The 23,035-nt window shown below is 67.6% G+C and carries 22 protein-coding genes; 9 read left to right on the top strand and 13 right to left on the bottom strand.

What is annotated here, in order from left to right; all coding sequences use genetic code 11:
• The 5 genes from HRUBRA_RS08885 to HRUBRA_RS08865 all read left to right on the top strand — a co-directional run.
• A partial coding sequence (locus tag HRUBRA_RS08885; RefSeq protein ID WP_236629829.1) for a hypothetical protein occupies window positions 1-248 on the top strand: 248 nt, incomplete at its 5' end.
• A complete protein-coding gene (locus HRUBRA_RS08880) occupies window positions 248-1,210 on the top strand; it encodes an MraY family glycosyltransferase (protein ID WP_035516388.1) in 963 nt (320 codons plus the stop codon). The genes HRUBRA_RS08885 and HRUBRA_RS08880, both read left to right, overlap by 1 nt.
• Before the next feature lie 68 nt (window positions 1,211-1,278).
• Window positions 1,279-3,312 (top strand): polysaccharide biosynthesis protein, encoded by a 2,034-nt coding sequence (locus HRUBRA_RS08875; RefSeq protein ID WP_236629828.1) that lies wholly within the window; start codon window positions 1,279-1,281, stop codon window positions 3,310-3,312.
• Between the two features lie 26 nt (window positions 3,313-3,338).
• On the top strand, window positions 3,339-4,304 hold the full coding sequence (locus tag HRUBRA_RS08870; RefSeq protein ID WP_035516387.1) for a hypothetical protein: 966 nt from the start codon (window positions 3,339-3,341) through the stop codon (window positions 4,302-4,304).
• Window positions 4,305-4,308: 4 nt separating this feature from the next.
• A complete protein-coding gene (locus HRUBRA_RS08865) occupies window positions 4,309-4,731 on the top strand; it encodes an HIT family protein (RefSeq protein ID WP_236629827.1) in 423 nt (140 codons plus the stop codon).
• Window positions 4,732-4,733: 2 nt separating this feature from the next.
• Here the strand turns inward: HRUBRA_RS08865 and HRUBRA_RS08860 are convergent, their stop codons facing one another.
• The 11 genes from HRUBRA_RS08860 to HRUBRA_RS08810 all read right to left on the bottom strand — a co-directional run bounded on the left by HRUBRA_RS08860 (window position 4,734) and on the right by HRUBRA_RS08810 (window position 16,097).
• Complete coding sequence (locus HRUBRA_RS08860) at window positions 4,734-5,150, bottom strand: DUF6524 family protein (protein WP_035516385.1); 417 nt, start codon at window positions 5,148-5,150, stop codon at window positions 4,734-4,736.
• 73 nt (window positions 5,151-5,223) lie between these two features.
• A complete protein-coding gene (locus HRUBRA_RS08855) occupies window positions 5,224-6,267 on the bottom strand; it encodes an NADP(H)-dependent aldo-keto reductase (protein ID WP_035516384.1) in 1,044 nt (347 codons plus the stop codon).
• Window positions 6,268-6,290: 23 nt separating this feature from the next.
• Window positions 6,291-7,223 carry a cation diffusion facilitator family transporter gene (locus HRUBRA_RS08850; protein WP_052094570.1) on the bottom strand — a complete coding sequence of 311 codons (933 nt, stop codon included), beginning with the start codon at window positions 7,221-7,223 and terminating at the stop codon, window positions 6,291-6,293.
• A 106-nt stretch (window positions 7,224-7,329) separates the two neighbouring features.
• The gene (locus HRUBRA_RS08845) at window positions 7,330-8,235 is read right to left on the bottom strand and encodes an AEC family transporter (protein WP_201771572.1); all 906 of its coding nucleotides are present in this window, start codon (window positions 8,233-8,235) and stop codon (window positions 7,330-7,332) included.
• 77 nt (window positions 8,236-8,312) lie between these two features.
• Window positions 8,313-8,807, bottom strand: a complete 495-nt coding sequence (locus tag HRUBRA_RS08840; protein ID WP_035516383.1) for a beta-class carbonic anhydrase — start codon at window positions 8,805-8,807, stop codon at window positions 8,313-8,315.
• Between the two features lie 127 nt (window positions 8,808-8,934).
• Entirely contained in the window at window positions 8,935-9,801 is an 867-nt protein-coding gene (locus HRUBRA_RS08835; RefSeq protein ID WP_035516382.1) for a universal stress protein, read from the bottom strand.
• A 22-nt stretch (window positions 9,802-9,823) separates the two neighbouring features.
• Window positions 9,824-11,299 (bottom strand): SulP family inorganic anion transporter, encoded by a 1,476-nt coding sequence (locus HRUBRA_RS08830; RefSeq protein ID WP_035516377.1) that lies wholly within the window; start codon window positions 11,297-11,299, stop codon window positions 9,824-9,826.
• Between the two features lie 547 nt (window positions 11,300-11,846).
• Window positions 11,847-13,046 (bottom strand): ABC transporter permease, encoded by a 1,200-nt coding sequence (locus tag HRUBRA_RS08825; RefSeq protein WP_035516376.1) that lies wholly within the window; start codon window positions 13,044-13,046, stop codon window positions 11,847-11,849.
• A 4-nt stretch (window positions 13,047-13,050) separates the two neighbouring features.
• Window positions 13,051-14,265 (bottom strand): ABC transporter permease, encoded by a 1,215-nt coding sequence (locus HRUBRA_RS08820; protein WP_035516374.1) that lies wholly within the window; start codon window positions 14,263-14,265, stop codon window positions 13,051-13,053.
• Window positions 14,252-14,944, bottom strand: coding sequence for an ABC transporter ATP-binding protein (locus HRUBRA_RS08815; protein ID WP_035516373.1), 693 nt, complete (start codon window positions 14,942-14,944; stop codon window positions 14,252-14,254). Before HRUBRA_RS08815 ends, HRUBRA_RS08820 begins: the two co-directional genes overlap by 14 nt.
• On the bottom strand, window positions 14,937-16,097 hold the full coding sequence (locus HRUBRA_RS08810) for an efflux RND transporter periplasmic adaptor subunit (protein WP_035516412.1): 1,161 nt from the start codon (window positions 16,095-16,097) through the stop codon (window positions 14,937-14,939). The genes HRUBRA_RS08815 and HRUBRA_RS08810 overlap by 8 nt, the downstream gene beginning before the upstream one ends.
• A gap of 189 nt (window positions 16,098-16,286) precedes the next feature.
• Here HRUBRA_RS08810 and HRUBRA_RS08805 point away from each other — a divergent pair, with 189 nt between their 5' ends.
• From HRUBRA_RS08805 to HRUBRA_RS08795, 3 genes are all read left to right on the top strand, one after another.
• Window positions 16,287-17,609, top strand: coding sequence for a serine hydrolase domain-containing protein (locus HRUBRA_RS08805; protein ID WP_052094569.1), 1,323 nt, complete (start codon window positions 16,287-16,289; stop codon window positions 17,607-17,609).
• Window positions 17,606-18,505 (top strand): PA4780 family RIO1-like protein kinase, encoded by a 900-nt coding sequence (locus HRUBRA_RS08800; RefSeq protein ID WP_035516371.1) that lies wholly within the window; start codon window positions 17,606-17,608, stop codon window positions 18,503-18,505. Before HRUBRA_RS08805 ends, HRUBRA_RS08800 begins: the two co-directional genes overlap by 4 nt.
• Before the next feature lie 85 nt (window positions 18,506-18,590).
• Window positions 18,591-20,420: a DEAD/DEAH box helicase gene (locus tag HRUBRA_RS08795; RefSeq protein WP_052094568.1), complete on the top strand. Its 1,830-nt coding sequence runs from the start codon at window positions 18,591-18,593 to the stop codon at window positions 20,418-20,420.
• A gap of 13 nt (window positions 20,421-20,433) precedes the next feature.
• Here HRUBRA_RS08795 and HRUBRA_RS08790 read toward each other — a convergent pair whose 3' ends face one another.
• Both HRUBRA_RS08790 and trhA read right to left on the bottom strand, forming a co-directional pair.
• Window positions 20,434-21,405, bottom strand: coding sequence for a calcium/sodium antiporter (locus HRUBRA_RS08790; protein ID WP_035516369.1), 972 nt, complete (start codon window positions 21,403-21,405; stop codon window positions 20,434-20,436).
• 94 nt (window positions 21,406-21,499) lie between these two features.
• Complete coding sequence (trhA, locus tag HRUBRA_RS08785) at window positions 21,500-22,168, bottom strand: PAQR family membrane homeostasis protein TrhA (RefSeq protein ID WP_236629826.1); 669 nt, start codon at window positions 22,166-22,168, stop codon at window positions 21,500-21,502.
• An 89-nt stretch (window positions 22,169-22,257) separates the two neighbouring features.
• Between trhA and HRUBRA_RS08780 the strand changes: the two genes are divergently transcribed.
• Window positions 22,258-22,923: an NUDIX hydrolase gene (locus HRUBRA_RS08780; protein WP_236629825.1), complete on the top strand. Its 666-nt coding sequence runs from the start codon at window positions 22,258-22,260 to the stop codon at window positions 22,921-22,923.
• Window positions 22,924-23,035: the final 112 nt, after the last annotated feature.

Genomic DNA, 23,035 nt, shown 5'->3' with positions numbered 1-23,035 from the left:
TCTGCGCGGCCCTCGCCCGGGCCCAGGGTCGCGCGTTGGCCGGACCTACCCTGGCGCCCTGGGCCTGGCGGGTTGCCGCGACGGTGCGGGACGCTCTCCGTGGCGAATGGCCCGGGGGGACAGCGGCGGCGCTCCTCGGCTGGGACCGTTACCGCAATGACGCGGTACGCGCGGTGACGGGCTGGCGACCGGAGCAGCGCTTCGAGGATGTGGCCCCGGCCATGGTTGCCGCCGGGGAGGACCGCTGATGGCGCTTGTGCTTGGCGCCGCTATCCTGACCGTGCTGCTGGCGGGCGCCTACGGGGTGCTCGCTCGCTCCCGGCGCTGGTTGGCCGAACCCACCGGCCGCAGTTCCCACGTGACGCCCACGCCGAGTGGTGCGGGTATTGCGCTGGTGTTCGCGCTGGTGGCGGCGCTGCTGCTCGGCGACGCGGCCCCCGGTCCTTACGCGCTGCCTCTGGCTCTGGGCGTGGGCCTCGCTCTGGTCGGTTTCGTCGACGATCTGCGTCAGCTCCCCGCGGGCCTGCGGCTGGCACTTTACGCGGCTGCGGCGGTGCTGGGCACCGGCTGGGTGATCGTCGGCAGTGGCCTCGTCGGCCTGCTGGCCTGGCTGCCCCTGGCCTTCGCCGTGCTGGCCTTTACCAATTTCTACAATTTTATGGACGGGATCGACGGCCTGGCGGCCCTGCAGTGCCTGTCTGCGGCCGCCGCGGGCGCCTGGCTGGCCGCGGAGGCCGGTGCGGCACCGGGTTATCTGTTTCTCTGCCTCGCTCTGGCCGGTGTCCACGCGGGATTTCTGTTCCATAACCGGCCGCCGGCCCGATTGTTCATGGGCGATGCGGGAAGCATCCCCACGGGCTTCCTCCTCGCTGTGCTTGCGGTCGCCGGCCCCTGGCGCGAGGGCCTGTCGCCGGTCTGCTGGCCTCTGCTGCTGGCGCTGTTTGTGAGTGATGCCGGCTTTACGCTGCTCCTGCGCGTGGCCCGCGGCGCCCCTCTGACCGAGGCCCACCGGGAGCACCTCTACCAGCGCCTCGCTCGCCGCTGGGGTTCCCACGGGCGGGTCGACGGTCTGTTCCTCGCCGTGCAGTGGGCCTGGCTCACCCCGCTGGCCTGGTTTGCCGCCGCCGAACCGTCGCTGGCCTGGCTCCTCCTGGGCCTCGGCTACGCCCCGATCCTGCTGGCCATGGCCAAGTACCGGCACTTGCAGTAACATCCTCGAGTTGGTGGCGGCTAAAGAACAAAAGCCACCGGGCGCACAACCAGCGCGGAGTGAACAACTTGGTCAAGCAAGCAGCGCTTTACATGCTGCAGGCGCTCTCCTGCCGGTGGGCTGCCCTGCGCGCGGCGACCGACAGGGTCATCAAGGTTCCCCGCAACATCAAGCAGGGCCTGGTGTTGCTGGTGGACATGGTGTTTGTCGCTGCGGCTCTGTGGCTTGCCGTTGCTTATCCTTTCGGCAATGCCTCCTTCCACATCGGTTTTGTCGAGGTGCTCTGCGGGGTCGTGACCCTGGCTGCAAGCGCGGTCATCTTCCTGCGTATGGGACTGTACCGGGCAGTGATCCGCTACATGGGCCAGCAGGCGATCTGGTCCATCATCACCGCGGCCAGCTATTCCACCCTCGTCCTCGGCGCCACGATCTTCTTCACCCGTGCTGATGTGCCGCGCTCCACGCCCTTCGTGTACTGGGCTCTCGCCATGTTCTCCATCGGTGGCTCGCGGCTTGTGGTGCGCGCCTATTACCAGGCGCGGCTGCGCTCGAGTTCCAAGAATGTGATTATCTACGGCGCCGGCGAGTCCGGCCGCCAGCTGCTTACGGCGCTGCACCACGGTGACCAGTACCGGGTTGTGGCTTTCGTCGACGACGACCCGCGGGCGCAGCATTCGGTGATCAACGGTCTGCAGGTGATGAGCCCTGCAGACCTCGAGCGGCTGGTGGGGGAACACGCTATCACCCAGGTGCTCCTCGCCATCCCCTCGGCCACGCACGAGCGCCGGCGGGAGATCATCAACTCCCTGGTCGGTCTGCCGGTGCATGTGCGCACGGTGCCCAAGATCAACGAACTGGTTTCCGGGGCCGCCACGGTCAACCAGATTCAGGACATCGACCTCGATGACCTGCTCGGCCGCGACCCGGTGCCGCCCCATCCGGAGCTCATCGACCGCTGCATCACCGACAAGGTGGTTATGGTCACCGGTGCCGGCGGCTCCATCGGCGCCGAGCTCTGCCGGCAGATTCTGAGTGCCGGGCCGCGCGAGCTCGTGCTTCTGGACAACAGCGAGTTCGCGCTCTATCGCATCGAGCGCGAGCTGCGCGATCTCCAGGCCCGGGCCGGCACCTACATCGATGTGGTCTGCCTCCTCGGCTCCGTGCGCGATCAGGCGCGGCTGGAGACTGTTTACCGCACCTTCGGTGTGCACACGGTCTACCACGCCGCCGCCTACAAACATGTGCCCATGGTCGAGTACAACGTGGCCGAGGGTGTCGCCAACAATGCCTTCGGTACCTGGCACGCGGCCGAGGCCGCCCGGCTCGCCGGTGTAGAGACCTTCGTGCTCATCTCCACGGACAAGGCCGTGCGGCCCACCAATATCATGGGCGCCTCCAAGCGCTTCGCCGAGCTCATCCTCCAGGGGCTCGCCCAGGAAGATACGGACACCCGTTTCTGCATGGTGCGCTTCGGTAATGTGCTCGGTTCCTCGGGTTCCGTGGTGCCGCTGTTCCGCGACCAGATCGAGCGCGGCGGCCCGGTGACCGTGACCCACCCGGAAGTGTCCCGCTACTTCATGAGCATCCAGGAGGCGGCGCAGCTCGTGCTCCAGGCCAGCGCCATGGGCACCGGCGGTGATGTCTTCGTCCTCGACATGGGCGAGCCGGTACAGATCGTCGACCTGGCCAAGCGCATGATCCGCCTGAGCGGCCATGAGGTCGGCGGCCGCGGGCCCGCGCACAATGGCGTGGAGATTGAATTTATCGGCCTGCGCCCGGGCGAAAAGCTCCACGAGGAGCTGCTCCTCGGTACTTCCGTCAGCGGCACGGGCCATCCCATGATCATGCGCGCGGAGGAGGAGAGCCTCCACTACCGTGACGTGTGCAAGGCGCTGGAAAAGCTGCGCGAGTGCTGCGAGGGCATGGACTGCCGCGGCATCACCGAGCTCCTCTCGGAGGCGGTGAGCGGTTTTGCCAGCCACGAGGTCCGCCACGACCACCTCTGGGTCAAACAGGGCCGGGTGGTGCGCCGCGCAAGCCGCGGCGAGGCGACTGATTCCAACGTCAAGACGCTGTTCGCCGGCAAGGCCGCGACGGACTGAGTTCACTTCCAGCCAACGAGGGTTGCATGGCTGCTTTCGATGTTTTCAACGGCGACGCGGATGGCATCTGCGCGCTGCTTCAGCTCCGCCTCGCCGAGCCCCGGGAGGCCGCGCTGGTTACTGGTGTGAAGCGGGATATTGCGCTTCTCAGCCGCGTTCAGGCGGGGGAGGGCGACCGGGTCACGGTGCTCGATATCTCTCTCGACAAGAATCGGCAGCCCCTGGTCGATCTGCTCTCAGCCGGCGCCAGCGTCTGGTACTGCGACCACCATTACGCGGGGGAGTTGCCCGAGCATCCAGCCTTCGAGGCGCACATCAACACCGAAGCCACCGTCTGTACCAGCTCCCTGGTCAATGGCGTGCTCCAGGGCGCGCACCGGCCCTGGGCCGTGGTCGGCAGTTTCGGCGACAACCTGCGCGAGAGCGCCCAGGCCCTGGCCCGGCCCCTGGGCTGCAGCGAGGAGCGGCTTGCGCGCCTTGAGAATCTGGGTATCTACATCAACTACAATGGCTACGGACCAGACCTGTCGGAGCTTCATTTTCATCCGGCGGACCTGTTCCGGGAGCTGCTGCCCTACAGCGAGCCAGAGGATTTCATGGCCGACAACCGGCCGATCTTCGAGCAGCTGGAGACGGGCTACCACGAGGATCTGGGCGCGGCCCGGCAGCTGTCGCCGGCCTATGCCGACGAGCGCGCCGCGGTGTTCCTGCTCCCCGCCGAGGCCTGGTCCCGCCGGGTCTCCGGGGTTTACAGCAACGAGCTGACCAACGCGAACCCGGAGCGCGCCCACGCGGTGCTTACGCCGAAGCGCGACGGCGGCCTGCTGGTGAGCGTACGCGCGCCCCTCAGCAACCGCTCCGGCGCCGACGAGCTCTGCCGCGAGTTCCCCACGGGCGGTGGCCGCGCCGCCGCTGCGGGCATCAACGACCTGCCCGACGACCAGCTGCAGGCCTTCATCGACCGCTTTGCCGGCTTTTATGGCGCCCGCTGAGGGCGTGCTGGACCCCGCCGCGCTGCACCCGCGCCTCGCCGCTGACAGCCACCTGCTCGGTGCCCTGCCGTCCGCGCTGCTGCTCCTGCATCGGGAGGCGGCGCTGCACTGGTTCATCCTTGTCCCGGCTACGGCCTGTGATGACCTCACGGACCTGCCGCCGCGGCAGCGCGAGGGGCTCCTCGATGACGCGGCGGCGCTCGGCGCCTTTCTCAAGGAGGAATGCGGCTACCCGAAGGTCAATGTCGGCGCCCTCGGCAACGTAGTACCGCAGCTGCACCTGCACGTGATCGGCCGGCGTCCGGGCGATTGCTGCTGGCCGGACCCGGTATGGGGCCGGCCGCTGCCGGGGCACGATTGGAGCGACGAGGCGCTGCAGGGCCTCGTGGGTCGTCTTGGTTCCCTTGGCCTGCGCGAGCTGCCCTGACGTCAGTCCTCGACGTCGTCGACGGAGAGCTGGCCGCTGAACATGCGCCGCAGGTGCGCCCAGGACATCCCCACGCCGAGGATCAGCGACAGCAGGAGCAGCGCCAGCCAGGCGAGAGCCCGGGTGCTGTCGAGGGACAGCCAGCCCAGGTCGATGAACAGCCAGATGATGGCGGCGAAGAGCGCCGCGCCAAGCGTGACCCCCAGCCAGCCAATGGCCAGGAAGGTGGCACGCAGGAAGATGATCCAGCCGATGAGCAGGGCGAGCCCGATGATCGCGACCACCGGCCCGAGGCGGGTCTCGCTGTCGACAACCCAGGACAGGTAGGAAAACGCCGTCGGGTTGTAGGTGCCGAAGACGAGCACTGCCGCGAACAGCCAGCGGATGAAGAAACTACCTGCGTCAAACCGGTTTGCCATGCCCTGGCCTCTGCTCGGGGAGAGCAAAGAAAGTAATCCATCCCCGTCCCGGGGGCAATGGCCGACCCCGTGCTCAGGGCGCCGGGTTCGGGTGCTGCAGATGGATGGCGTCGAGGGCCTTGCGCAGCTCGCGGGGCAGTGCGAGGTCGATGCTGGCGATGTTTGTCTCCAACTGCTCGAGCGTCGTTGCACCGATGATGTTGCTGGTAACAAACGGCTGCTGGTTGACGAAGGCCAGCGCGAGCTTTGCCGGATCAACGCCGGCTTCCGCGGCGAGGGCCAGGTAGCGCTCCGTGGCCGCCGCGGCCTGCGGGTTGTCGTAGCGGCCGAAGCGTGGGAACAGCGAGAGCCGCGCGCCTTCGGGCCGCGCGCCGCCGGCGTACTTGCCCGTCAGGAGACCGAAGGCCAGCGGCGAGTAGGCGAGGAGCCCGACCCGCTCGCGGATAGCGATCTCCGCCAGCCCCACTTCGAAGGAACGGTTCAGGAGGTTGTAGGGGTTCTGGATGCTGGCGATGCGCGGCAGCCCGGCTTCCCGCGCCAGGCGCAGGTATTCGAGGACACCCCAGGGCGTCTCGTTTGAGATGCCGATCTGGCGGACCTTGCCTTCTCTGACCAGCTCGCCGAGGGCTTCCAGGGTCTCGGCGATGGCGATGCCGTCGTCACCGAGGTGTCGGTAGCCCAGGTGTCCGAAGAAGTTCGTGCGCCGTTCCGGCCAGTGCACCTGGTACAGGTCCAGGTAGTCGGTGCCGAGGCGGGCCAGGGACCCCTCGAGGGCCGCGCGCACGGAAGCGGCGTCGAGCCGCGGACCGCCGCGGAGATGGTCGACGCCGGCGTTCTGGTCGCCACGCCCGGCGACCTTGCTGGCCAGCACGACCCGGTCACGCTTGCCGCTCGCCTTGAGCCAGGCGCCGATGTATTCCTCGGTGCGCCCCTGGGTCTCCGGCCGCGGTGGCACCGGGTACATCTCCGCCGCATCGACGAAGTTGACCCCCCGTTCAAGGGCGAGGTCAAGCTGTGCGGCGGCGTCGGCGGCACTGTTCTGCTCGCCGAAGGTCATGGTGCCGAGGCCGATGACGCTGACCTCGATGTCGCTGTCTCCCAGTTGCCGGTATTCCATGGCGCTACGCTCTCCCTGTGTCTTCAGGCCTCTTCCGCCTCCTCGATCTGTTGATCCAGCAGCGGCTCGGCGATGCTGACCGGGTCCTGGTGGATGACGACGTCCGCCGCCGGGTGCTCTGCGCGGATAGCGTCCGCGACTTCATCGGCAATGCGGTGTGCCTCGATCAGCGGCAGGTGGTCATCCAGCTCCAGGTGCAGTTCCATGAACTCCACGCGCCCGGCGCTGCGCGTGCGCAGGTCGTGGACGCCGCGCACCTCCGGGTGGCCCTCGGCAAGGGCGAGCACGGCCTCGCGCCGCGCCTCGGGCAGTTCCCGGTCGAGGAGCTCGCTGAAAGCGTCACCCATGATGCGCCGGGCGGAGGAGAGAATATAGAGTGCCACGGCCAGGGCGAAGACCGGGTCCATGCCCGGCCACCCGAGCTGGGCGAGCACCAGGGCCAGCAGCACGGCGCTGTTGGTCAGCAGGTCCGTGCGGTAATGCAGCGAGTCGGCGCGGATCGCCGCCGAGTGCGTACGGCGGATCACGTACCCCTGAATAAGCAGCAGCACCGCGGTTGCGCCGATGGTGAAGGCCATGACGGCCACGCCAAGGCCGAAGGCCTGCAGCGGCTGCGGATCGAGCAGGCGCTGCACCGACTCGACGATCAGATACAGGCCGGAACCGATGATGAAGGTCCCCTGGCCGAGGGCGGCAATGGATTCGGCCTTGCCGTGACCAAAGCGGTGAGCGCGATCCGCCGGTGCCAGCGCGTAGCGGACCGCAATAAGGTTCAGTAGCGACGCGCCGGAGTCCATGAGCGAGTCAACGAAGGAGGCGAGGATGCTCACCGACCCGGTCTCCCAGTAAGCCAGGGCTTTCACCAGAATGAGCACCGCCGCGGTGAGCACCGAGGCGTTGGTTGCCAGCTTGAGCAGGCGGGCGCTCTGCGTGGGGGTGAGGGTGTCTGCGGACATGGGGCGACGATAACCGGAAAGAGAGAACCTTATAGCACCGGAACGCCTGTGCAAAGTGCCGCTGCGAGCTCAGGTGACCCGGAGCGTCCGGAACCGGGCAGCCGGTCTACAGCACCCACCCCAGGGCCAGTGGCAGCACCAGGAGTGCCGCGAGGTTGCCGGTGAGTACGATGGCGGCGACCCGTTCGGGCTCCTGGCCGTAGCGCTCGGCGAAGAGAAAGTTCATGACCGCCGGCGGCAACGCACCGAAGAGGATGAGCATGGCGCTGTCCCGGGGGCCGAGGCCGAGGAGGTTGCCAAGGAGCCAGCCCAGGCCCATGCCTAAGAGCGGGCGTGCGCCGGCCCCCAGCAGTGAAGCGCCCAGGGCGTCGAAGCGCACGTCCTGCATGCGCACCCCCAGGGCGAAAAGCAGGAGCGGGATGGCGACGTTGCCAAGGAGCTGCAGCGCGTGCACTACCGGCGGCCAGACGGGTATCCCGAGCAGGGCGATGGCCAGGCCGCCGAAGGCGGCCAGGAGTGTTGGATTGCGCCAGAGCGTGCGCAGGCTTGCGCGCGGGTCGAGCATGCGCACGCCGAGGGAGAAGTGCAGCACGTTCGATACGCTGTAGAGGATCACCCCCGCAGCCAGTGCTTCTTCGCCCCAGGCCAGCACCGCCAGGGGAATGCCGATGTTCGCCGAATTGTTGAACATCATCGGTGGTACGAAGGTGCGCCAGGCCAGCCCCAGGCGCCGCGCAACGGGCCAGGCGATGAGGCCACAGGTGAGCAGCAGGAGCGCTGCGCCGGAGGCAAGGCCGGCGTAGCGCGTGGGCTCAAAGGACTTGCTGGCCATGGCGCCGAGGATCAGCGCCGGGACGAAGATGTCTATGTTGAGGCGGTTGGCGACGGACATCTCCGGGTTGTGTCGCCGCCCATAGAAAAACCCCACCGTGACGATAGCCACGATGGGGAAGAGAATGGCAATAATGCGGCCGAGCAGTGCGCCGGCGCTGTTCGCTTCGAGTTCGGGCATGGCCGCCTTTCCGTGGCGCGTCGGCGCAGTTTACCGAAACGCGCCGCCGGGGTCGCCGGCCCGGGCGCGGTGTTCCCTCAGGGGTGCACTTCTTTCAGCTGGCCGTTTTCCACGTGGTAGACAAAGCCCCGGATCGCGTCCTTGTGCGGGACGAAGGGGCTGTTCGCGATACGGCGCATGGACTGCTTGACGTCCTCCGCCGGGTCTGCGAAGGCTTCGAGAGCGAAAGGCGGACGCAGGCCCGTGTCAGCCTCGATGTCAGCCTTCACCGCATCGTCCTTGAAGGTGAGCATGCCGCAGTCCGTATGATGGATAAGCACGATCTCCCGGGTGCCGAGGAGGCGTTGGGAAATCGCCAGGGAGCGGATCACATCGTCGGTGACCACGCCGCCGGCATTGCGAATAACGTGGGCGTCTCCTTCCTCAAGGCCCAGGAGGCGGCCAGTCTCGATGCGGGCATCCATGCAGGCGACCACGGCGACTTGTCTGGCGGGCGGCATGGGCTTGTCGCCCTTGTCGAAGGACTCCGCGTAGCGGGCATTGGCGGTGAGAAATTCGTCGGTGGCAGACATGCTGGTGCTCCGTGGCAGTGCTCAGGAAAAAATGAAGCCTACCGCTGCGGAGCGTCGGCGTAAAATAGCGTTTGTTCCACGTCATAGTGCCGGCGGCTATAACGGCCGGGGCCCCCGGTCGCCGATGCTAGCGCAGCAACAGTACCGGCACCCGCGCGGCGCGGAGGAGGTCCGTGGTCTTGCTGCCGAGGAAGAGCGAGCGCAGCGGCGAATGGCTGTAGGCGCCCATGACCAGGATGTCACTGCCGCGGGCCTGGATCTCCCGGGCAATCACGCTTTCCGTATCGCCGGGCAGCAGGGCGGTGGAGGTGCTGAAGCCGGCGTTTTCGAGCACCCCTGTCGCCCAGGCCACCTGCTTTTCAGCATCGCGCTGCAGCTTGCCGGCCATCACCAGGTGGATGGGCATACCGCGGAAGAGCGGGCTCGCCGCCACCAGCTCGACGCCCCGGCGGGCCAGGCTGCTGCCGTCAAAGGCGATGAGGGCGCGCTCGGGTTCGCTGAAGGAGTCGGTGACCGCGAGGATGGGCTTGCCGAGGCCGCGTACCACACGCTCAACATTGCGCCCCAGGTCGCGCTGGGTGGCCTCGGCGGAACGCCCCCGGCGCCCGAGCACAAAGACGCGGACATTATCGGCCTGCTCGCTCAGGGTCTCCTGCAGCTCGCCGTGGCGCTGACGCGTGTCGGTGTGTGCGGCCCCGGCGGCCTCGGCGCGCTCCCGTAGCCGGGCGAGGAAAGCCCGGCCCTGCTCGCGGGCGGCGCGGCTGCGGGCCTCGTCCTGCTCCGACAGTGTGGACAGGAGCTGCTCCTGAGCGTCGATGCCGATGGCGCCGCTGTGGTCGGGGGCGCTGGCGATCTCCGGGTGCCGATCGATGACGTGAAGAAGCTCCAGCGGCAGCGTCAGTCGCCGCGCGACCCAGGCGCCGTAGTCGGCGACGTGGTCGGCAAAATGAGACTGGTCCACGCAGGCCAGGACGCGCTCTTCATGCTGTGTCATCAGTGGCTCCCGGGTTTTCCTGTCAGTGGCCGAGGATCAGGTCGTCGGCGTTGTCCTTGTCATGCACGGCAAACTTGTCGACCAGAGTCTTGCTGGCCTCGTTGAGCCCGAGCACTTCTACCTCTGTACCTTCCCGGCGGAACTTGATCACCACCTTGTCGAGGGCGCTGACGGCAGTGATGTCCCAGAAGTTCGCCCGGCTGACGTCGATGGTCACCCGCTCGATGACCTCGCGGAAGTCGAAGGAAGCGGCGAAACGGTCCGCGGAGGCGAAGAACACCTGCCCGACGACCTGGTAGCGCCGCACGCGGCCGTCCTCATCGGCGCGGGAGCGCACGATGAGCACCTGCCCCACCTTGTGGGCGAAGAAGAAACCCGAAAGCAGCACGCCGGTGAGCACACCAAGGGCAAGGTCGTGAGTGCTGACGGTGACCGCGACCGTGGCGAGCATGACCACGCTCGAGCTCTTCGGGTTTGTGCGCAGGTCGCGGAGCGATTGCCAGTTCAGCGTACCAATGGAGACCATGATCATGACCGCCACCAGGGCCGCCATGGGGATGCGCGCCACCAGGTCGCCGGCGAGCATCAGCAGCGCAAGAAGGAAGACGCCGGCGGACAGGGTGGAGAGGCGGCCCCGGCCTCCGGATTTAATGTTGATCACCGACTGGCCGATCATCGCGCAACCCGCCATGCCGCCGAGGAAGCCGGCGCCGATGTTGGCGACGCCCTGGCCCACGCACTCGCGGTTCTTGTTGCTTCCGGTGTCCGTCAGGTCGTCGATCAGCGACGCGGTCATCAGCGACTCGAGGAGTCCCACCACCGCCAGCGTGGTCGCTACCGGGAGGATAATCCAGAGCGTTTCCAGCGTCAGCGGGATATCCGGCAGCAGGAACACCGGCAGCGTGTCCGGCAGCGCACCCATGTCGCCGACGGTGCGGATATCCAGGTTCAGGGAGATGGCGGCGATGGTCAGAAGGACGATGGCCACGAGAGGCGACGGTATGGCGCGGGTCAGGTAGGGCAGCAGGTAGATGATTGCCAGCCCGGCCGCGGTCATGGCGTAGACGTGCCAGGTAACGCCGGTCAGCTCCGGTAGCTGGGCCAGGAAAATCAGGATCGCCAGGGCGTTGACGAAGCCGGTGATCACCGAGCGCGACACAAAACGCATCAGCGTGCCGAGACGCACCCAGCCGGCCAGGATCTGCAGGACACCCGTGAGCACCGTGGCGGCCAGGAGATACTCGAGGCCGTGTTCCTTCACCAGCGTTACCATGAGCAGGGCCATGGCACCGGTCGCGGCGGAAATCATCCCCGGCCGGCCACCAGTGAACGCAGTGATCACCGCAATGCAGAACGAGGCATAAAGGCCCACCTTCGGATCCACGCCGGCGATGATCGAGAAGGCGATGGCCTCGGGGATGAGTGCCAGCGCCACAACCATGCCGGCCAGCAGGTCGTTGCGGGTGTTGGAAAACCAGTCGTGCTTGAGAGAGGCCATGGCCGTCGTGCTGTCTCCAGTCCAGTCCGCGCGCTGCTACTCTGCCCCCGCCGCAGCGGGGAACGAAAGCTGTTCCGTCCGGCGCTGGCGCGGGACGGCTCACGGGTCACTAAGGGAAGCCGCAGAGCTTAAGGCGGCCAGCGGCCAGGGGCAACGGCAATTTTCGGGTCTTCGCGCATTTCCAGAGAAGAAGGGGTGTATCCCGGACGGTCGATGTGCATCCCGGGGGGTAGGGGCGGCAGGGGCGCAGCCGGACGGTAGGGGCGCAGCCGGGCGGGAGCACCCCCACCAAGCGAATATCGTGGAGCGACTGGGGGTGCTCCCGCCCGGCTGCGCCCCGGCAAGCCGCAATAAGCCGAAACAAGCTGGATCGACCGGGGGTGCTCCCGCCCGGCTGCGCCCCGGCAAGCCGCGATAAGCTGGATCGACCGGGGGTGCACCCGCCCGGCTGCGCCCCGGCAAGCCACGATAAGCTGGATCGACCGGGGGTGCTCCCGCCCGGCTGCACCCCGGCAAGCCGCGATAAACCGGATCGACCGATGAAGTACTACTCGGCCCGCAGCGCCTCCACCGGGTCGAGGCGGGCAGCCCGCCGGGCCGGGAGCACGCCGGCGAGGAGGCCGATAGTGATGGCGATGCTTTCCGCGAGGACCACATAGAACAGCGACGGCTGCACCGGCAGGGCCGGGATCGCAAACTGCAGGAGCTGGCCGAGACCTGTTCCCAGGAGAAGGCCCGCCAGACCGCCGGCGGCGGCGAGGACGATGGCCTCGCCGAGGAACAGCGACAGCACCTGGGACTGCCGCGCACCAAGAGCCCGCAGCAGGCCGATCTCGTTGCGGCGCTCATTCACGGCGATCGTCATGATGGTGACAATACCGATGGCGCCGACGAGCAGTGACACGCTGCCGATGGCCGCGACGGCAAACGTGAGCACATCCAGCACCCCGCCGAGCACGTCGAGCATCTGCTGCTGCGTGGTGATGGTAACGTCGTCGCGCCCATGGCGCGCTGTGAGCACCCGGCGGATGCCCTCAACCACGGTCTCCACCTTCGTATCCTCGTCGTACATCACATCAATCTCGATCAGCCCGTTGACATTGAACAGGCTCATGGCCCGGGCGGCGGGAATGTAGACCGTGTCGTCGAGGTCGAAGCCGAGCACCGTGCCCTTGGCGGCCATCACGCCGACGACCCGGAAGCGGCTGCCGGCGATCGTGATGCGGCGCCCCAGGGAATTCTCGTCGCGGAACAGCTCGCCGCGCAGCTTGCTGCCGAGCACGGCCAGGGCCCGGGGCGCCGTCGGATCGTCCTCGGGCAGAAAGCCGCCGATGGCTACGGCCATACGGAAAGCCTCGGGCATGGCCGGACCGGCGCCATAGATCGTCGTGCGGCGGCTCAGACCGGCATATTCCACCGCGGCGTTGCCCTGCACGAAGGGAACCACGGCGCGGGCGTAGGGCAGTTGCTCCAGGGCGATGGCATCCTCGATGGTCAGCGGTCGTTCCGTGCCGAAAACGCCGGCGCTGGTGCCGGCGGTGGTCGCTTTGCCCGGGTTGACCGCGACAATAGTGGTGCCGAACTGGGTGAACTGCGCCAGGACAAACTGCTGCAGTCCCTCGCCGATGGACGTGAGCAGCACCACGGCGCCGATCCCCACGGCAATACCGAGCGCCGTGAGCAGGCTGCGCAGCCGGTGTGCCAGGAGCGAGCTACCGGTCAGCGACAGGAAATCCGCCGTCTTCATAGCGCTACCTCCGCGCCAGAGCGCGTACCGGGTCCAGCCGTGCCGCAGTGCGCGCGGGCAGAACGCTGAACACGATGCCCGTGACCATCGCCACGGTAACCACGACAGCGATGACCCAGGGCGGTGGGTAGGCGGGCAGCATGGGTAGCGCCAGGCGTAGCCCCAGCGCGCTCGCCTGGCCGAGGGCGAGGCCGAGGAGGGCGCCGAGAAAAGACAGCAGCGAGGCCTCGGCCAGAATCAGCGTGACGATCTGCCGCGGGGTCGCGCCGATGGCCTTGAGCAGGCCGATTTCCGCCGTGCGCTCAGAGACGGCCACGAGCATGACGTTCATGATCAGGATGCCGGCCACCGCGAGACTGATGGCGGCGATGCCGCCCACAGCGAGCGTCAGCGCGCCGAGGATGTCGTCGAAGGTGGAAAGCACTGCATCCTGGGTGATCACGGTCACATCTCTTTCCCCCTGGTGACGCTCGGCGATCGCCGCCTCCACAAAGTCCCGAACGGGCTCAATGTCCTCCCGACTGCGCGCCTCCACCAGGATGCGGAACAGCGACTGCGTGTTCAGGAGCTGCTGCGCTGCGGCCACGGGGATAATGATGGTCTCGTCCGTATCCACGCCGATCGAGCGGCCCCGGGAGCCGAGGATTCCGATGACGCGGAAGCGACGGTCGCCGATGCGCAGCCATTCACCGAGGGCGCCCTCGGCGCCGAACAGCTCTTCGCGGAGCGTCTGGCCGATTACGGCGACGGGCATGGCGCGGTCGCTGGCCATCACCGGCAGAAAGCTGCCCCGGGCCATGCGCCAGTGCCGCACGGGCAGCAGGTCGCTGGTGGAGCCGAGCATGACCACGTCCCGGGATCGGGGGCCGTGGCTTACGGTCACCGAGCCCACGTTCAGCGGGGCGACGCGCCGTACCCGGCTGCTGCGGGTGAGAGCCCGGGCGTCCCCCAGGGTGAGGTCCCGGGGTGTTTCGCCGAACATCGCGCCGGGGTTCAGCCTCGCTGTCTCGGTGCGGCCTGGCAGGACCACCACAAGGTTGGTGCCGAGGGAGGCGAACTCGCCGGTGACGTAACCCCGGGCGCCTTCCCCCAGGGCAGTGAGCACCACCACGGACCCGACGCCGATGGCCATGGCGATAAGCATGAGCAGAGTCCGGACCGGATAGCCGGCAAGAGCCTGCCAGGCGAAGCGCGCCACATCCCTGCTAGGGGTCGCCATGGGGCGATCCCTGTTCATCGCTGACCAGACGCCCGTCCCTCATGGCCAGCTGCCGCTGCGCCCGTCCGCCCATGGCGGGGTCGTGGGTGACCATGATCAGCGTGATGCCCGCGTCGACCAGCCCTTCGAGAATGGCAAGCACATCGCCACCCGCCTTCTGATCGAGGTTGCCCGTGGGCTCGTCGGCCAGGAGAACCCGCGGTTTGGTGACCGTGGCCCGGGCAATGGCCACGCGCTGGCGCTGACCGCCGGACAGCTGTTCCGGCCGGTGGTGGCTCCGATCGGCCATGCCCAGGGCTTCCAGGGCGCTGGCCACCAGCGGCTGCCGCGCCTCCGCCGTCATTCCAGCCAGCAGCAGCGGCAGGGCCACGTTTTCCGCTGCGGTGAGCCGCGGCACGAGGTGGAACATCTGGAATACGAAGCCGATCTGGCTGTTGCGCACCTGCGCCTGCTCTACATCGCTCAGGGCGGTGACGTCCGTGCCGTCAAGGCGGTAGCTGCCGGCGCTGGGCCGGTCGAGGAGGCCGATAAGGTTGAGGAGCGTCGACTTGCCCGAGCCGGAGGGCCCCATGATGGAAACATACTCCCCGGCACCGATGTGCAGGTTGATGTCGTCCAGGGCCTTGACCCGTTGATCGCCGACCTGGAAGTGCCGGTCGATGTGCGACAGCTCAATCATCGCTGCGCTCGTGCCGGCGGGCTTCGACCAGGGCGCCGGGAGTTACGCCTTCCCGGTCCACGGTGAGTACCAGCGTGGCGCCCGCCACCAGGCCCGCCGTCACCTCGGTCCAGACCCAGTTGCGCAGGCCCACCTCGAGGTGGCGTTCCTCGATGCGCCCCTCGTCGTTCACCAGGTACACGCGGTTGCCCTCACGCACCGCCTGCGTGGGGACGCGCAGTGCATTGTCCTTCCGGGCCAGCACGACCTCGATGTCCGCGCTGTAGCCCGGCAGCATGCAGTCGCAGTCCGCCGCCTCGAGAAACTCAACCTCGACGTCGACAGTGCGGGCCTGTTTCTCCAGGTCGAGCACGTAGGGGGCGACCCGGCGCACGCGGCCCCGGAATCGCTGGTCGCCGAAGGCATCGAGGGAGATGTTCGCCGGCATGCCCACGCGGATTGCCGGCGCATCGACCTCATCGATGGGGGCGGAGACGTAGAGGCAGCTGATATCCATAAGGTCCACGGCCGGCGGCGTGGGTATGCCGACGGGGGAGGGGGTGACAAACTCGCCGACCTCGCCGTTCACCTCGGCAATGACACCGGGGAAGGGGGCGCGAAGCTGCGTCTGGTCCAGAGCCGCCCTGGCGACCTCCAGCTGTGCCTGGCTGACCTCCACGGCGGCGCGCGCCGCCGTGCACGCAGCCTGCTGCGCCAGTGCCCGGCTCTCGGCATTGTCGATGGCTTCCTCGGAGGCGAGCCCCTGCGTGCTCAGTCGCTGCTGCCGCGCGGCCTCCCGGGCGGCGCGGTCGGCAACGATGCAGGCCTGCTCACTGCGCGCCCCGGAGGCCTGCAGCTCGCTCTCGGCGAGCCTTACCCGCGCCCGCAGGTCGTCGTTCCAGAACGCCATGAGGATCTGGTCCTTTTCCACCACATCGCCCTCGCTTACCGGCATGAGATCGATCTGGCCGCCGAGGCGCGGTGAAATCCCGGCCCGACGGCAGGCCTCGATGGTGCCGGCCCGGGTGTTCGCTACCGTGGCCTGGACGGGGCCCCGGGCGACGGCCTCCACGCGCACGGGGACAGGCTCCGGCCGTGCGAGCCAGCCGATGAGCAGCGCCAGGGCCAGCGCCGCCGCGAGGATTGCAAAAATGAGCCCGCGCTTGCTGTGCATGATGGCCTCACCTGCCGTTATCAATCGGCCTCCAGTATGCGCGCCACGATGACAAAGGCCAGTGCGGCGGATCAAGGATGGGGCACGTCACCGCCGGCGGCCGCGTGTCAGGGCCGCGCCTGGGGTATGATGTGCGGCCCCCGAGCCGCTGGTCTCGGAGCTTTTCTGTGCCTGCCCTGGAGGCCTGTTATGCCCTGCAAGCGTTCCCTTCTCTTCGTCCTCTGCGGCCTCCTTGCTGTCCATGCCGGTGCCCAGGGTTTCCGGGACCGTTTCACGGCGGTCACACCGCAGAACTTCGACAGCGGCGGCGCTGTGAGCCGCCAGTTCCATCTGCACACGGCGGCCTACCGGTATCAGGCTACGGTGCATCGCACGGCGGCCCCGCGGCCGCTGCCGGAGGCGTCGCTGGAAGGGCTCGCGGCGCTGCCGGTGGTCCATTCCGGCAACTCTTCGACCTTTTCCGCTTACGTTGCCGGTGACGCGCTGTTGGACGGCGTGATCGTTCTGCACCGGGGCGCTATTGCCTTTGAGGCCTATCCACACATGGCGCCCTGGGAGCGGCACTTCGCCTGGTCCGTGAGCAAGGTGCTGACCGCAACGACCCTTGCCGCGCTGGTGCGCGAAGGCCGGGTCGCCATGGCGGCCCCGGTGGAACGGTACCTGCCCGTCCTGGCCGGGACGGCCTGGGCCGGCACGCCGTTGCAGGCCGTCGCAGCTATGGGTTCGGGCATTGATTGCCTGGACAGTGACGGCTACCAGGATAGTTCGACCTGCATTTACCGCCTCGAGGAGGCGCTGGACATTACTGCTCCCACGGGCCGGAAGAGCAGCCTCCCGGCGGAGCTTCGGGCCATGGCCCGCCGCGGGCCGCCGGGCGCGCGCAACGAGTATGTCTCCGCCAATACCGCCGTGCTGGGTCTCGTCATCGAGGCCGTAACCGGAAAACCCTTTGCGGAGGTCGTGCAGGCGCAGCTGTGGGCCCGCCTTGGCCCCGAGGCCGACGCGCTCATCGCTATCAGCAGCGATGGCTACCCTTACGCGGCCGGCGGCTTTTCGCTGCGTCTGCGTGACCTCGCCCGCTTCGGGGAGCTGTTCACGGTTCCAGAGCATTTCGGCGCCATCGACAGTGGGCTGGTCGAGGCTATCCAGAAAGAGGGCATCGCCCTCGAGGCGGAAGATCTTGACGAGCTGCGGGCGACGCTCGGCGACGACCTGCCCCGCCACTCGTCCTGGCAGTGGGATTACGTCTGGGGTGATGGCGCCTTTTTCAAGAGCGGCTACGATGGCCAGGGACTTTACGTTGACCCCGCCCGGGAGCTGGTCATCGCCTGGTTCGGCACTGGCCTGGACTTCAGCGAGAGCGTCAACGGCATGCTGCCGGTCGCCCGGCAGCTGGCGAACAGCGGCCTGTTTGACCACCACGGGACGCCGCTTGACGCAGTGGATTCGAGCGCCTCGGGCGATGGTCAGCCCGTCGCTCCCGGCGCCCCAGAGCAGGAAAAGACACCATGAAAGCCCCCCGGCGCCTCCAGCCGCTCCTGGAAGAGGGCCTCATCGACGAGGTCATCAGCCCCCTCATGAGCGGCAAGGAGGCTGACGTCTTCATCGTCCGCAGCGCCGGCGAACTGCGCTGCGCGAAAATCTACAAGGATGCGGCCAAGCGCAGTTTCAAAAAGGCGGCCCAGTACACCGAAGGGCGCAAGGTGCGCAACAGCCGGCGGGCCCGGGCCATGGACAAGCGGTCCCGCTTCGGCCGGCAGCAGCAGGAGGAGACCTGGCAGAACGCCGAGGTCGACGCGCTCTACCGCCTGGCCCGGGCCGAGGTGCGCGTACCCCGCCCCTTTGGCTGTTTCGATGGGGTGCTGCTCATGGAGCTGGTCACCGATGAGGCCGGTGACGTGGCGCCGCGGCTGAACGATGTCACCATGGATGCGGAGCAGGCTCGGGAAGACCATGCGCTGCTTATGCACTATGTGCTGCGCATGCTGGATGCCGGCCTCATCCACGGTGACCTCTCCGAGTTTAATATCCTCGTCAACGAGGACGGCCCGGTGATCATCGACCTCCCCCAGGCGGTTTATGCCGCCGGCAATAACAACGCCCAGGCCATGCTGGCCCGGGATATCCTTAACGTGACTCGCTACTACGGACAGTTCGCGCCCGAGCTCCTGAACACGCATTATGCGGAGGAGCTCTGGGACCGCTTCGAGTCCGGTGAGCTCGACCCCGAGGTCCCCCTCACGGGTCACTTCGACCTGCCCACGGAGGCCGCTGACACCGAGGGCGTGCTGGCGGAGATCCGCGCCGTGCTGGCGGAGGAAGCACAACGTCAACGTCGCCTCCGCGCGGCTGAGGAGGGCGGCGAGGACGGCGATGAAGACGGGGAAAACGAGCGGGAACCCAACTAATCACACCCTGCAGCGGCCGGGTACCTGTATAGTGGACAGATCGCCCGCGACCGGGTGAATCACCTTTACTTCCGGTATCCCGCCCATGACCACGGCAACCCCTATCGGCAGCTTTGCCGAGCTGTCACTCCCCCCATTCCTGCTCCAGTCCCTGGCCGAGGTGGGCTATGAAACGCCCTCCACGATCCAGTCCCTGACCATCCCCCCGCTGCTCGCGGGGCAGGATCTTGTGGGGCAGGCGCAGACCGGCACCGGCAAGACCGCCGCCTTCGCGCTGCCCGTCCTCGCCACGCTGGACCCCGGACAGACAAAGCCCCAGGCGCTGGTGCTGGCGCCGACCCGGGAACTGGCGATTCAGGTCGCCGAGGCCTTCCAGAAGTACGCCGCCCACCTCAAGGGCTTCCGGGTACTGCCTCTCTACGGGGGGTCGGACTACCGCACGCAGCTGCGCACGCTGCAGCGTGGCGTACAGGTTATCGTGGGCACGCCGGGGCGGGTCATGGACCATATGCGCCGGGGCTCCCTGGACCTCTCGGGGCTGCGCACCCTGGTCCTCGACGAGGCCGACGAGATGCTGCGTATGGGCTTCATCGATGATGTGGAGTGGATTCTCGAGCAGACGCCGCGGGAGCGGCAGATCGCGCTGTTCTCCGCAACCATGCCGGACGCGATCCGGCGCATCGCCGGCAAGCACCTGCGCAACCCGGAAGAGATCACCATCCGGCAGAAAACCGTGACCAACGCCTCCATCCGCCAGCGGGTGTGGATGATGGCCGGAGTGCACAAGCTGGACGCGCTGACCCGCATCCTCGAAACCGAGGATACCGACGGCGTGATCATCTTCGTGCGCACGCGGCTGGCGACCCAGGAGCTGGCCGACAAGCTGGCGGCCCGAGGCTTTGCCAGCGCGGCTCTCAACGGTGACATCGCGCAGGCGCAGCGGGAAAAAACCGTGGAAAAGTTAAAGTCCGGCGGCCTCGATATCGTGGTGGCGACGGACGTGGCCGCCCGCGGTCTCGACGTGGAGCGGGTCAGCCACGTGATCAATTACGATATTCCCAACGATCCGGAGGCCTACGTTCATCGCATCGGCCGCACCGGCCGTGCCGGGCGTAGCGGCGAGGCGATTCTTTTCGCCGCCAGTCGTGAGCGGCGGCTGCTGCGCGCTATCGAGCGCGCCACGGGGCAGCCCATCGAGCCCATGGCGCTGCCAACGGCGGAGCAGGTGACAGACCGCCGTTCCGCCCGCTTCAAGGCGCGGATTACCGAGACCCTGGCCAGCCGGGACCTCGACGCGGCCCGGCGCCTGGTGGAGGAGTACCAGCAGGAGTTCGGTGTGCCGATCATCGAAGTGGCCGCGGCGCTGGTGCTGCTCAGCCAGGGGGAGGCACAGCCCGGGAGCAGCGCGAAGGCGGCCTTCACGGAGGCGGCGGAGCGACCGCCGGCGCGGGAAGTGCGGCCGGGCCGGGAGGAGGGCGGCAAGCCCCGGCGGCAGGCCGCGGATGGCGCTCGGGAGCATCCCGAGGCGGGCCTGGCGCGTTACCGGGTCGAGGTCGGCCGGCAGCATGGCGTCCGCCCCGGTAACATCGTGGGCGCGATCGCCAATGAGGCCGAGGTGGATGCGGAGTATATCGGCCGCATCCAGATCTTCGACGATCACAGCCTTGTGGACCTGCCGGAGGGTATGCCCGCGGAGATCTTCCGGCACCTTCAGTCGGTATGGGTGAGCGGCCAGAAGCTGCAGATCTCCCGCGCCGGCGACGGCGCGCCGGCGGCCACCGGTCGCAAGGACAAGGACCGCAAGCCCGGTGGTCACAAGCCCTCGGGCAAAAAAAACGGCGGCAAGAAACCGGCGGGCAAGAAGCTTGTGAGCAAGAAGCCTGCGAGCAAAAAGCCCGAGGGGAAGAGCCGCTGAGCGGCAACAGGCCCTAGGCGGTTGCCTGCAGCACCAGTACGGTGCTGTAGGCGATATAGACAGCCAGCAGCACCATGCCCTCGAGGCGGTTGATGCGCCCCGGGCCCCGGAAGCCGTAGGCCATGACCAGGAGCAGCAGCGTCAGCCCGACCATGGTCGCCCAGTCCCGGTAGAGCACCGCCGCTTCGATAGACGACAGCGGAGCGATGGCGCCGGCGATGCCGATCACTGCCAGCAGGTTGAACATGTTCGAGCCGACGACGTTGCCGATGGCGATGTCGTGTTCCCCCCGACGGGCGGCGATGACTGAGGCCGCCAACTCCGGCAGCGAGGTGCCGAGGGCCACGATCGTGAGGCCGATCACCAGCTCGCTGATACCCAGCGCCTGCGCGATGGTCACGGCGCCGTAAACCAGAACGCGCGAACTCACAATCAGCAGCAGAAAACCGGCGATGAGCCAGAAGATGGCACGCCCCAGGGGCATCGCCTGCGCTGCCAGCTCCTGTTCGACCTCGCCGGCAAGGGGGTCCTGACGGTTGCGCAGCCCTTCGACGATGGACCAGCCGATAAGAACAAAAAAGCCGGCCAGGAGCCCGAAGGCCTCAAGACGTCCGAGGGTCCCGTTCCAGAGCAGCGCCCCGATCAGCAGGCTGATGAGCAGCAGCAGCGGCAGCTCCCGGCGAACAACCTTCGATTGTACCGCGATGGGCGCGATCAGGGCCGTGATGCCCAGGATCAGCCCTGTGTTGGTGATGTTGGAGCCGAGCCCGTTGCCCAGGGCGAGGGCCGGGCTGCCGTCGAACGCCGCCATGGCCGAGACAACCATCTCCGGGGCCGAGGTGCCGAAGCCCACGATCACCATGCCGATGAGCAGCGAGGGCATGCCCGCGTGCCGGGCGGTGGCTGCTGCACCCTCCACAAAGCGGTCTGCGCTCCAGACCAGGAGTATGAAACCGACGACGATGGCGAGGGAGGGTAGGATCATGGAGAGCCCGGGATGGCGGAAAAACAGATGTGTAGTCTAACGGTGATTGCCGGCGGAGGGGTCAACAATCTCGCGCCGGCCGGGGGTGCGGAGGCTAGCGCACGTAACCGATCACGGCGATGAAGTGCAGCACCGACCCGCAGAGCACAAAGGCGTGCCAGATACCGTGGGCGTGACTCAGGCGCTTCAGCTTATCGAGCACGTAGAAGATGACCCCGGCGGTATAGGCGATGCCGCCAAGAAGAAGGAGCAGAAAGCCGGGGCGGGGCAGGGCGGCGCGCAGGCTGTCGAGGTCGAGGGCGCAGGCCCAGCCCATGGCGAGAAAGGTCACCAGCTGTATCACCTTCACGATGCGCCCGCGCAGGAACACCTCCGAGAGTGTACCGGCCGCGGCCAGGCCCCAGACCACGGCGAGGATCATCGTCGCCTTCGGCCCCGGCACGCTGACCAGCATAAAGGGCGTGTAAGTGCCGGCGATAAGCAGGTAGATGCTGATATGGTCCAGCACCTTGAATACCTGTTTGAGGCGTGGCGGGTGGAAGCTGTGGTACAGCGTCGACATGGTGTAGAGCAGCACCAGGGTCAGGCCATAAACGGCAAAGCCGGCGAGGAGCCTGCCGTCGCCGCTCTGCACGGCCACCGCCATGAGCGCGCCGAGGCCCACCAGGGCCAGCACGGCGCCAACCAGGTGACTGATGCTGTTCAGGTACTCACCGTAATACATGGCGGCGGGCCTTTCCCCATGACCGTTTGCAGTGCTCACCCAGCATACCGGCCGCCCGGCGGGTCAGGGTAGCCCCCGGCCGCCCCTTGCCTTGCGCGCCCGGGCATTGAAGAATGGAGGCAGCGGGAGTGATTCCCGGCCTGAATGCACATGATCGGGGAATCCCGCTGGATCTTTTTCGCTACAGTTCCGCGCTGCGCACCGTGCTCGAGAAGCACCTCGAACCCTTCGAGCCGCGGGTGATCGCCGCCGGAGGGCGTCGCGCCGCCGCGGTCTGCCTGACGGTCTGCCGCGACGGTGACAAGCCGGCCATCATCGTCACCCGGCGCAGTGCCACGCTGCGCGCCCATTCCCGCCAGTGGGCGCTGCCAGGGGGGCGGCGCGACCAGGGAGAATCCGCGATCGAGGGCGCTCTGCGCGAACTGCATGAGGAGGTGGGGCTCTTTGCCGGCGGTGACGCCGTGCTCGGCGTGCTCGATGACTACGCCACGCGCTCGGGCTATGTGATCACCCCGGTGGTAGTCTGGGGTGACTGTGACTGGCGTGACCTCACCCCCAACCCCGCCGAAGTGGACTTCCTGCGTCCCTTTCCCTTCCGGGAGCTGGCGCGGCCGGATTCACCGGTACTCCAGCGCATTGCCGAGAGTGATGGTGAGGTGCTGTCCATGAACTTCCACGATGACGTTATCTATTCGCCCACGGGGGCGATGCTCTACCAGTTCCGGGAGGTGGCGCTTTTCGGTCGCCATACCCGCGTCGCTCATTTCGAGCAGCCGCTCTTCGCCTGGCGTTAGCGCCATGGCCGCCGTGACCACCGGGCAGGGTCCAGTGTATGGTCTCCTCCTGCCTACCTTTCCGGCTACCCGCGGTGGGGCCGCCCTTGTCTGACCTGAGAGCCGATTGTCC

Origin of the sequence: Pseudohaliea rubra DSM 19751 (genome assembly GCF_000764025.1) — a bacterium.
Lineage (GTDB): Bacteria > Pseudomonadota > Gammaproteobacteria > Pseudomonadales > Halieaceae > Pseudohaliea > Pseudohaliea rubra.
This window is presented reverse-complemented; position numbering and strand designations above follow the sequence as displayed.

Excerpts from the sequence above, each read along its gene's own strand:
- HRUBRA_RS08800 (WP_035516371.1), top strand. The coding sequence starts at position 17,606 with ATGAAAGCCCCCCGGCGCCTCCAGCCGCTCCTGGAAGAGGGCCTCATC.
- HRUBRA_RS08795 (WP_052094568.1), top strand. The coding sequence starts at position 18,591 with ATGACCACGGCAACCCCTATCGGCAGCTTTGCCGAGCTGTCACTCCCC.
- HRUBRA_RS08825 (WP_035516376.1), bottom strand. The coding sequence starts at position 13,046 with ATGAAGACGGCGGATTTCCTGTCGCTGACCGGTAGCTCGCTCCTGGCA.
- HRUBRA_RS08845 (WP_201771572.1), bottom strand. The coding sequence starts at position 8,235 with ATGCCCGAACTCGAAGCGAACAGCGCCGGCGCACTGCTCGGCCGCATT.
- HRUBRA_RS08810 (WP_035516412.1), bottom strand. The coding sequence starts at position 16,097 with ATGCACAGCAAGCGCGGGCTCATTTTTGCAATCCTCGCGGCGGCGCTG.
- HRUBRA_RS08855 (WP_035516384.1), bottom strand. The coding sequence starts at position 6,267 with ATGGAATACCGGCAACTGGGAGACAGCGACATCGAGGTCAGCGTCATC.
- HRUBRA_RS08860 (WP_035516385.1), bottom strand. The coding sequence starts at position 5,150 with ATGGCAAACCGGTTTGACGCAGGTAGTTTCTTCATCCGCTGGCTGTTC.
- HRUBRA_RS08870 (WP_035516387.1), top strand. The coding sequence starts at position 3,339 with ATGGCTGCTTTCGATGTTTTCAACGGCGACGCGGATGGCATCTGCGCG.
- HRUBRA_RS08880 (WP_035516388.1), top strand. The coding sequence starts at position 248 with ATGGCGCTTGTGCTTGGCGCCGCTATCCTGACCGTGCTGCTGGCGGGC.
- HRUBRA_RS08850 (WP_052094570.1), bottom strand. The coding sequence starts at position 7,223 with ATGTCCGCAGACACCCTCACCCCCACGCAGAGCGCCCGCCTGCTCAAG.
- HRUBRA_RS08830 (WP_035516377.1), bottom strand. The coding sequence starts at position 11,299 with ATGGCCTCTCTCAAGCACGACTGGTTTTCCAACACCCGCAACGACCTG.
- HRUBRA_RS08840 (WP_035516383.1), bottom strand. The coding sequence starts at position 8,807 with ATGTCTGCCACCGACGAATTTCTCACCGCCAATGCCCGCTACGCGGAG.
- HRUBRA_RS08815 (WP_035516373.1), bottom strand. The coding sequence starts at position 14,944 with ATGATTGAGCTGTCGCACATCGACCGGCACTTCCAGGTCGGCGATCAA.
- HRUBRA_RS08820 (WP_035516374.1), bottom strand. The coding sequence starts at position 14,265 with ATGGCGACCCCTAGCAGGGATGTGGCGCGCTTCGCCTGGCAGGCTCTT.
- HRUBRA_RS08805 (WP_052094569.1), top strand. The coding sequence starts at position 16,287 with ATGCCCTGCAAGCGTTCCCTTCTCTTCGTCCTCTGCGGCCTCCTTGCT.
- HRUBRA_RS08790 (WP_035516369.1), bottom strand. The coding sequence starts at position 21,405 with ATGATCCTACCCTCCCTCGCCATCGTCGTCGGTTTCATACTCCTGGTC.
- HRUBRA_RS08835 (WP_035516382.1), bottom strand. The coding sequence starts at position 9,801 with ATGACACAGCATGAAGAGCGCGTCCTGGCCTGCGTGGACCAGTCTCAT.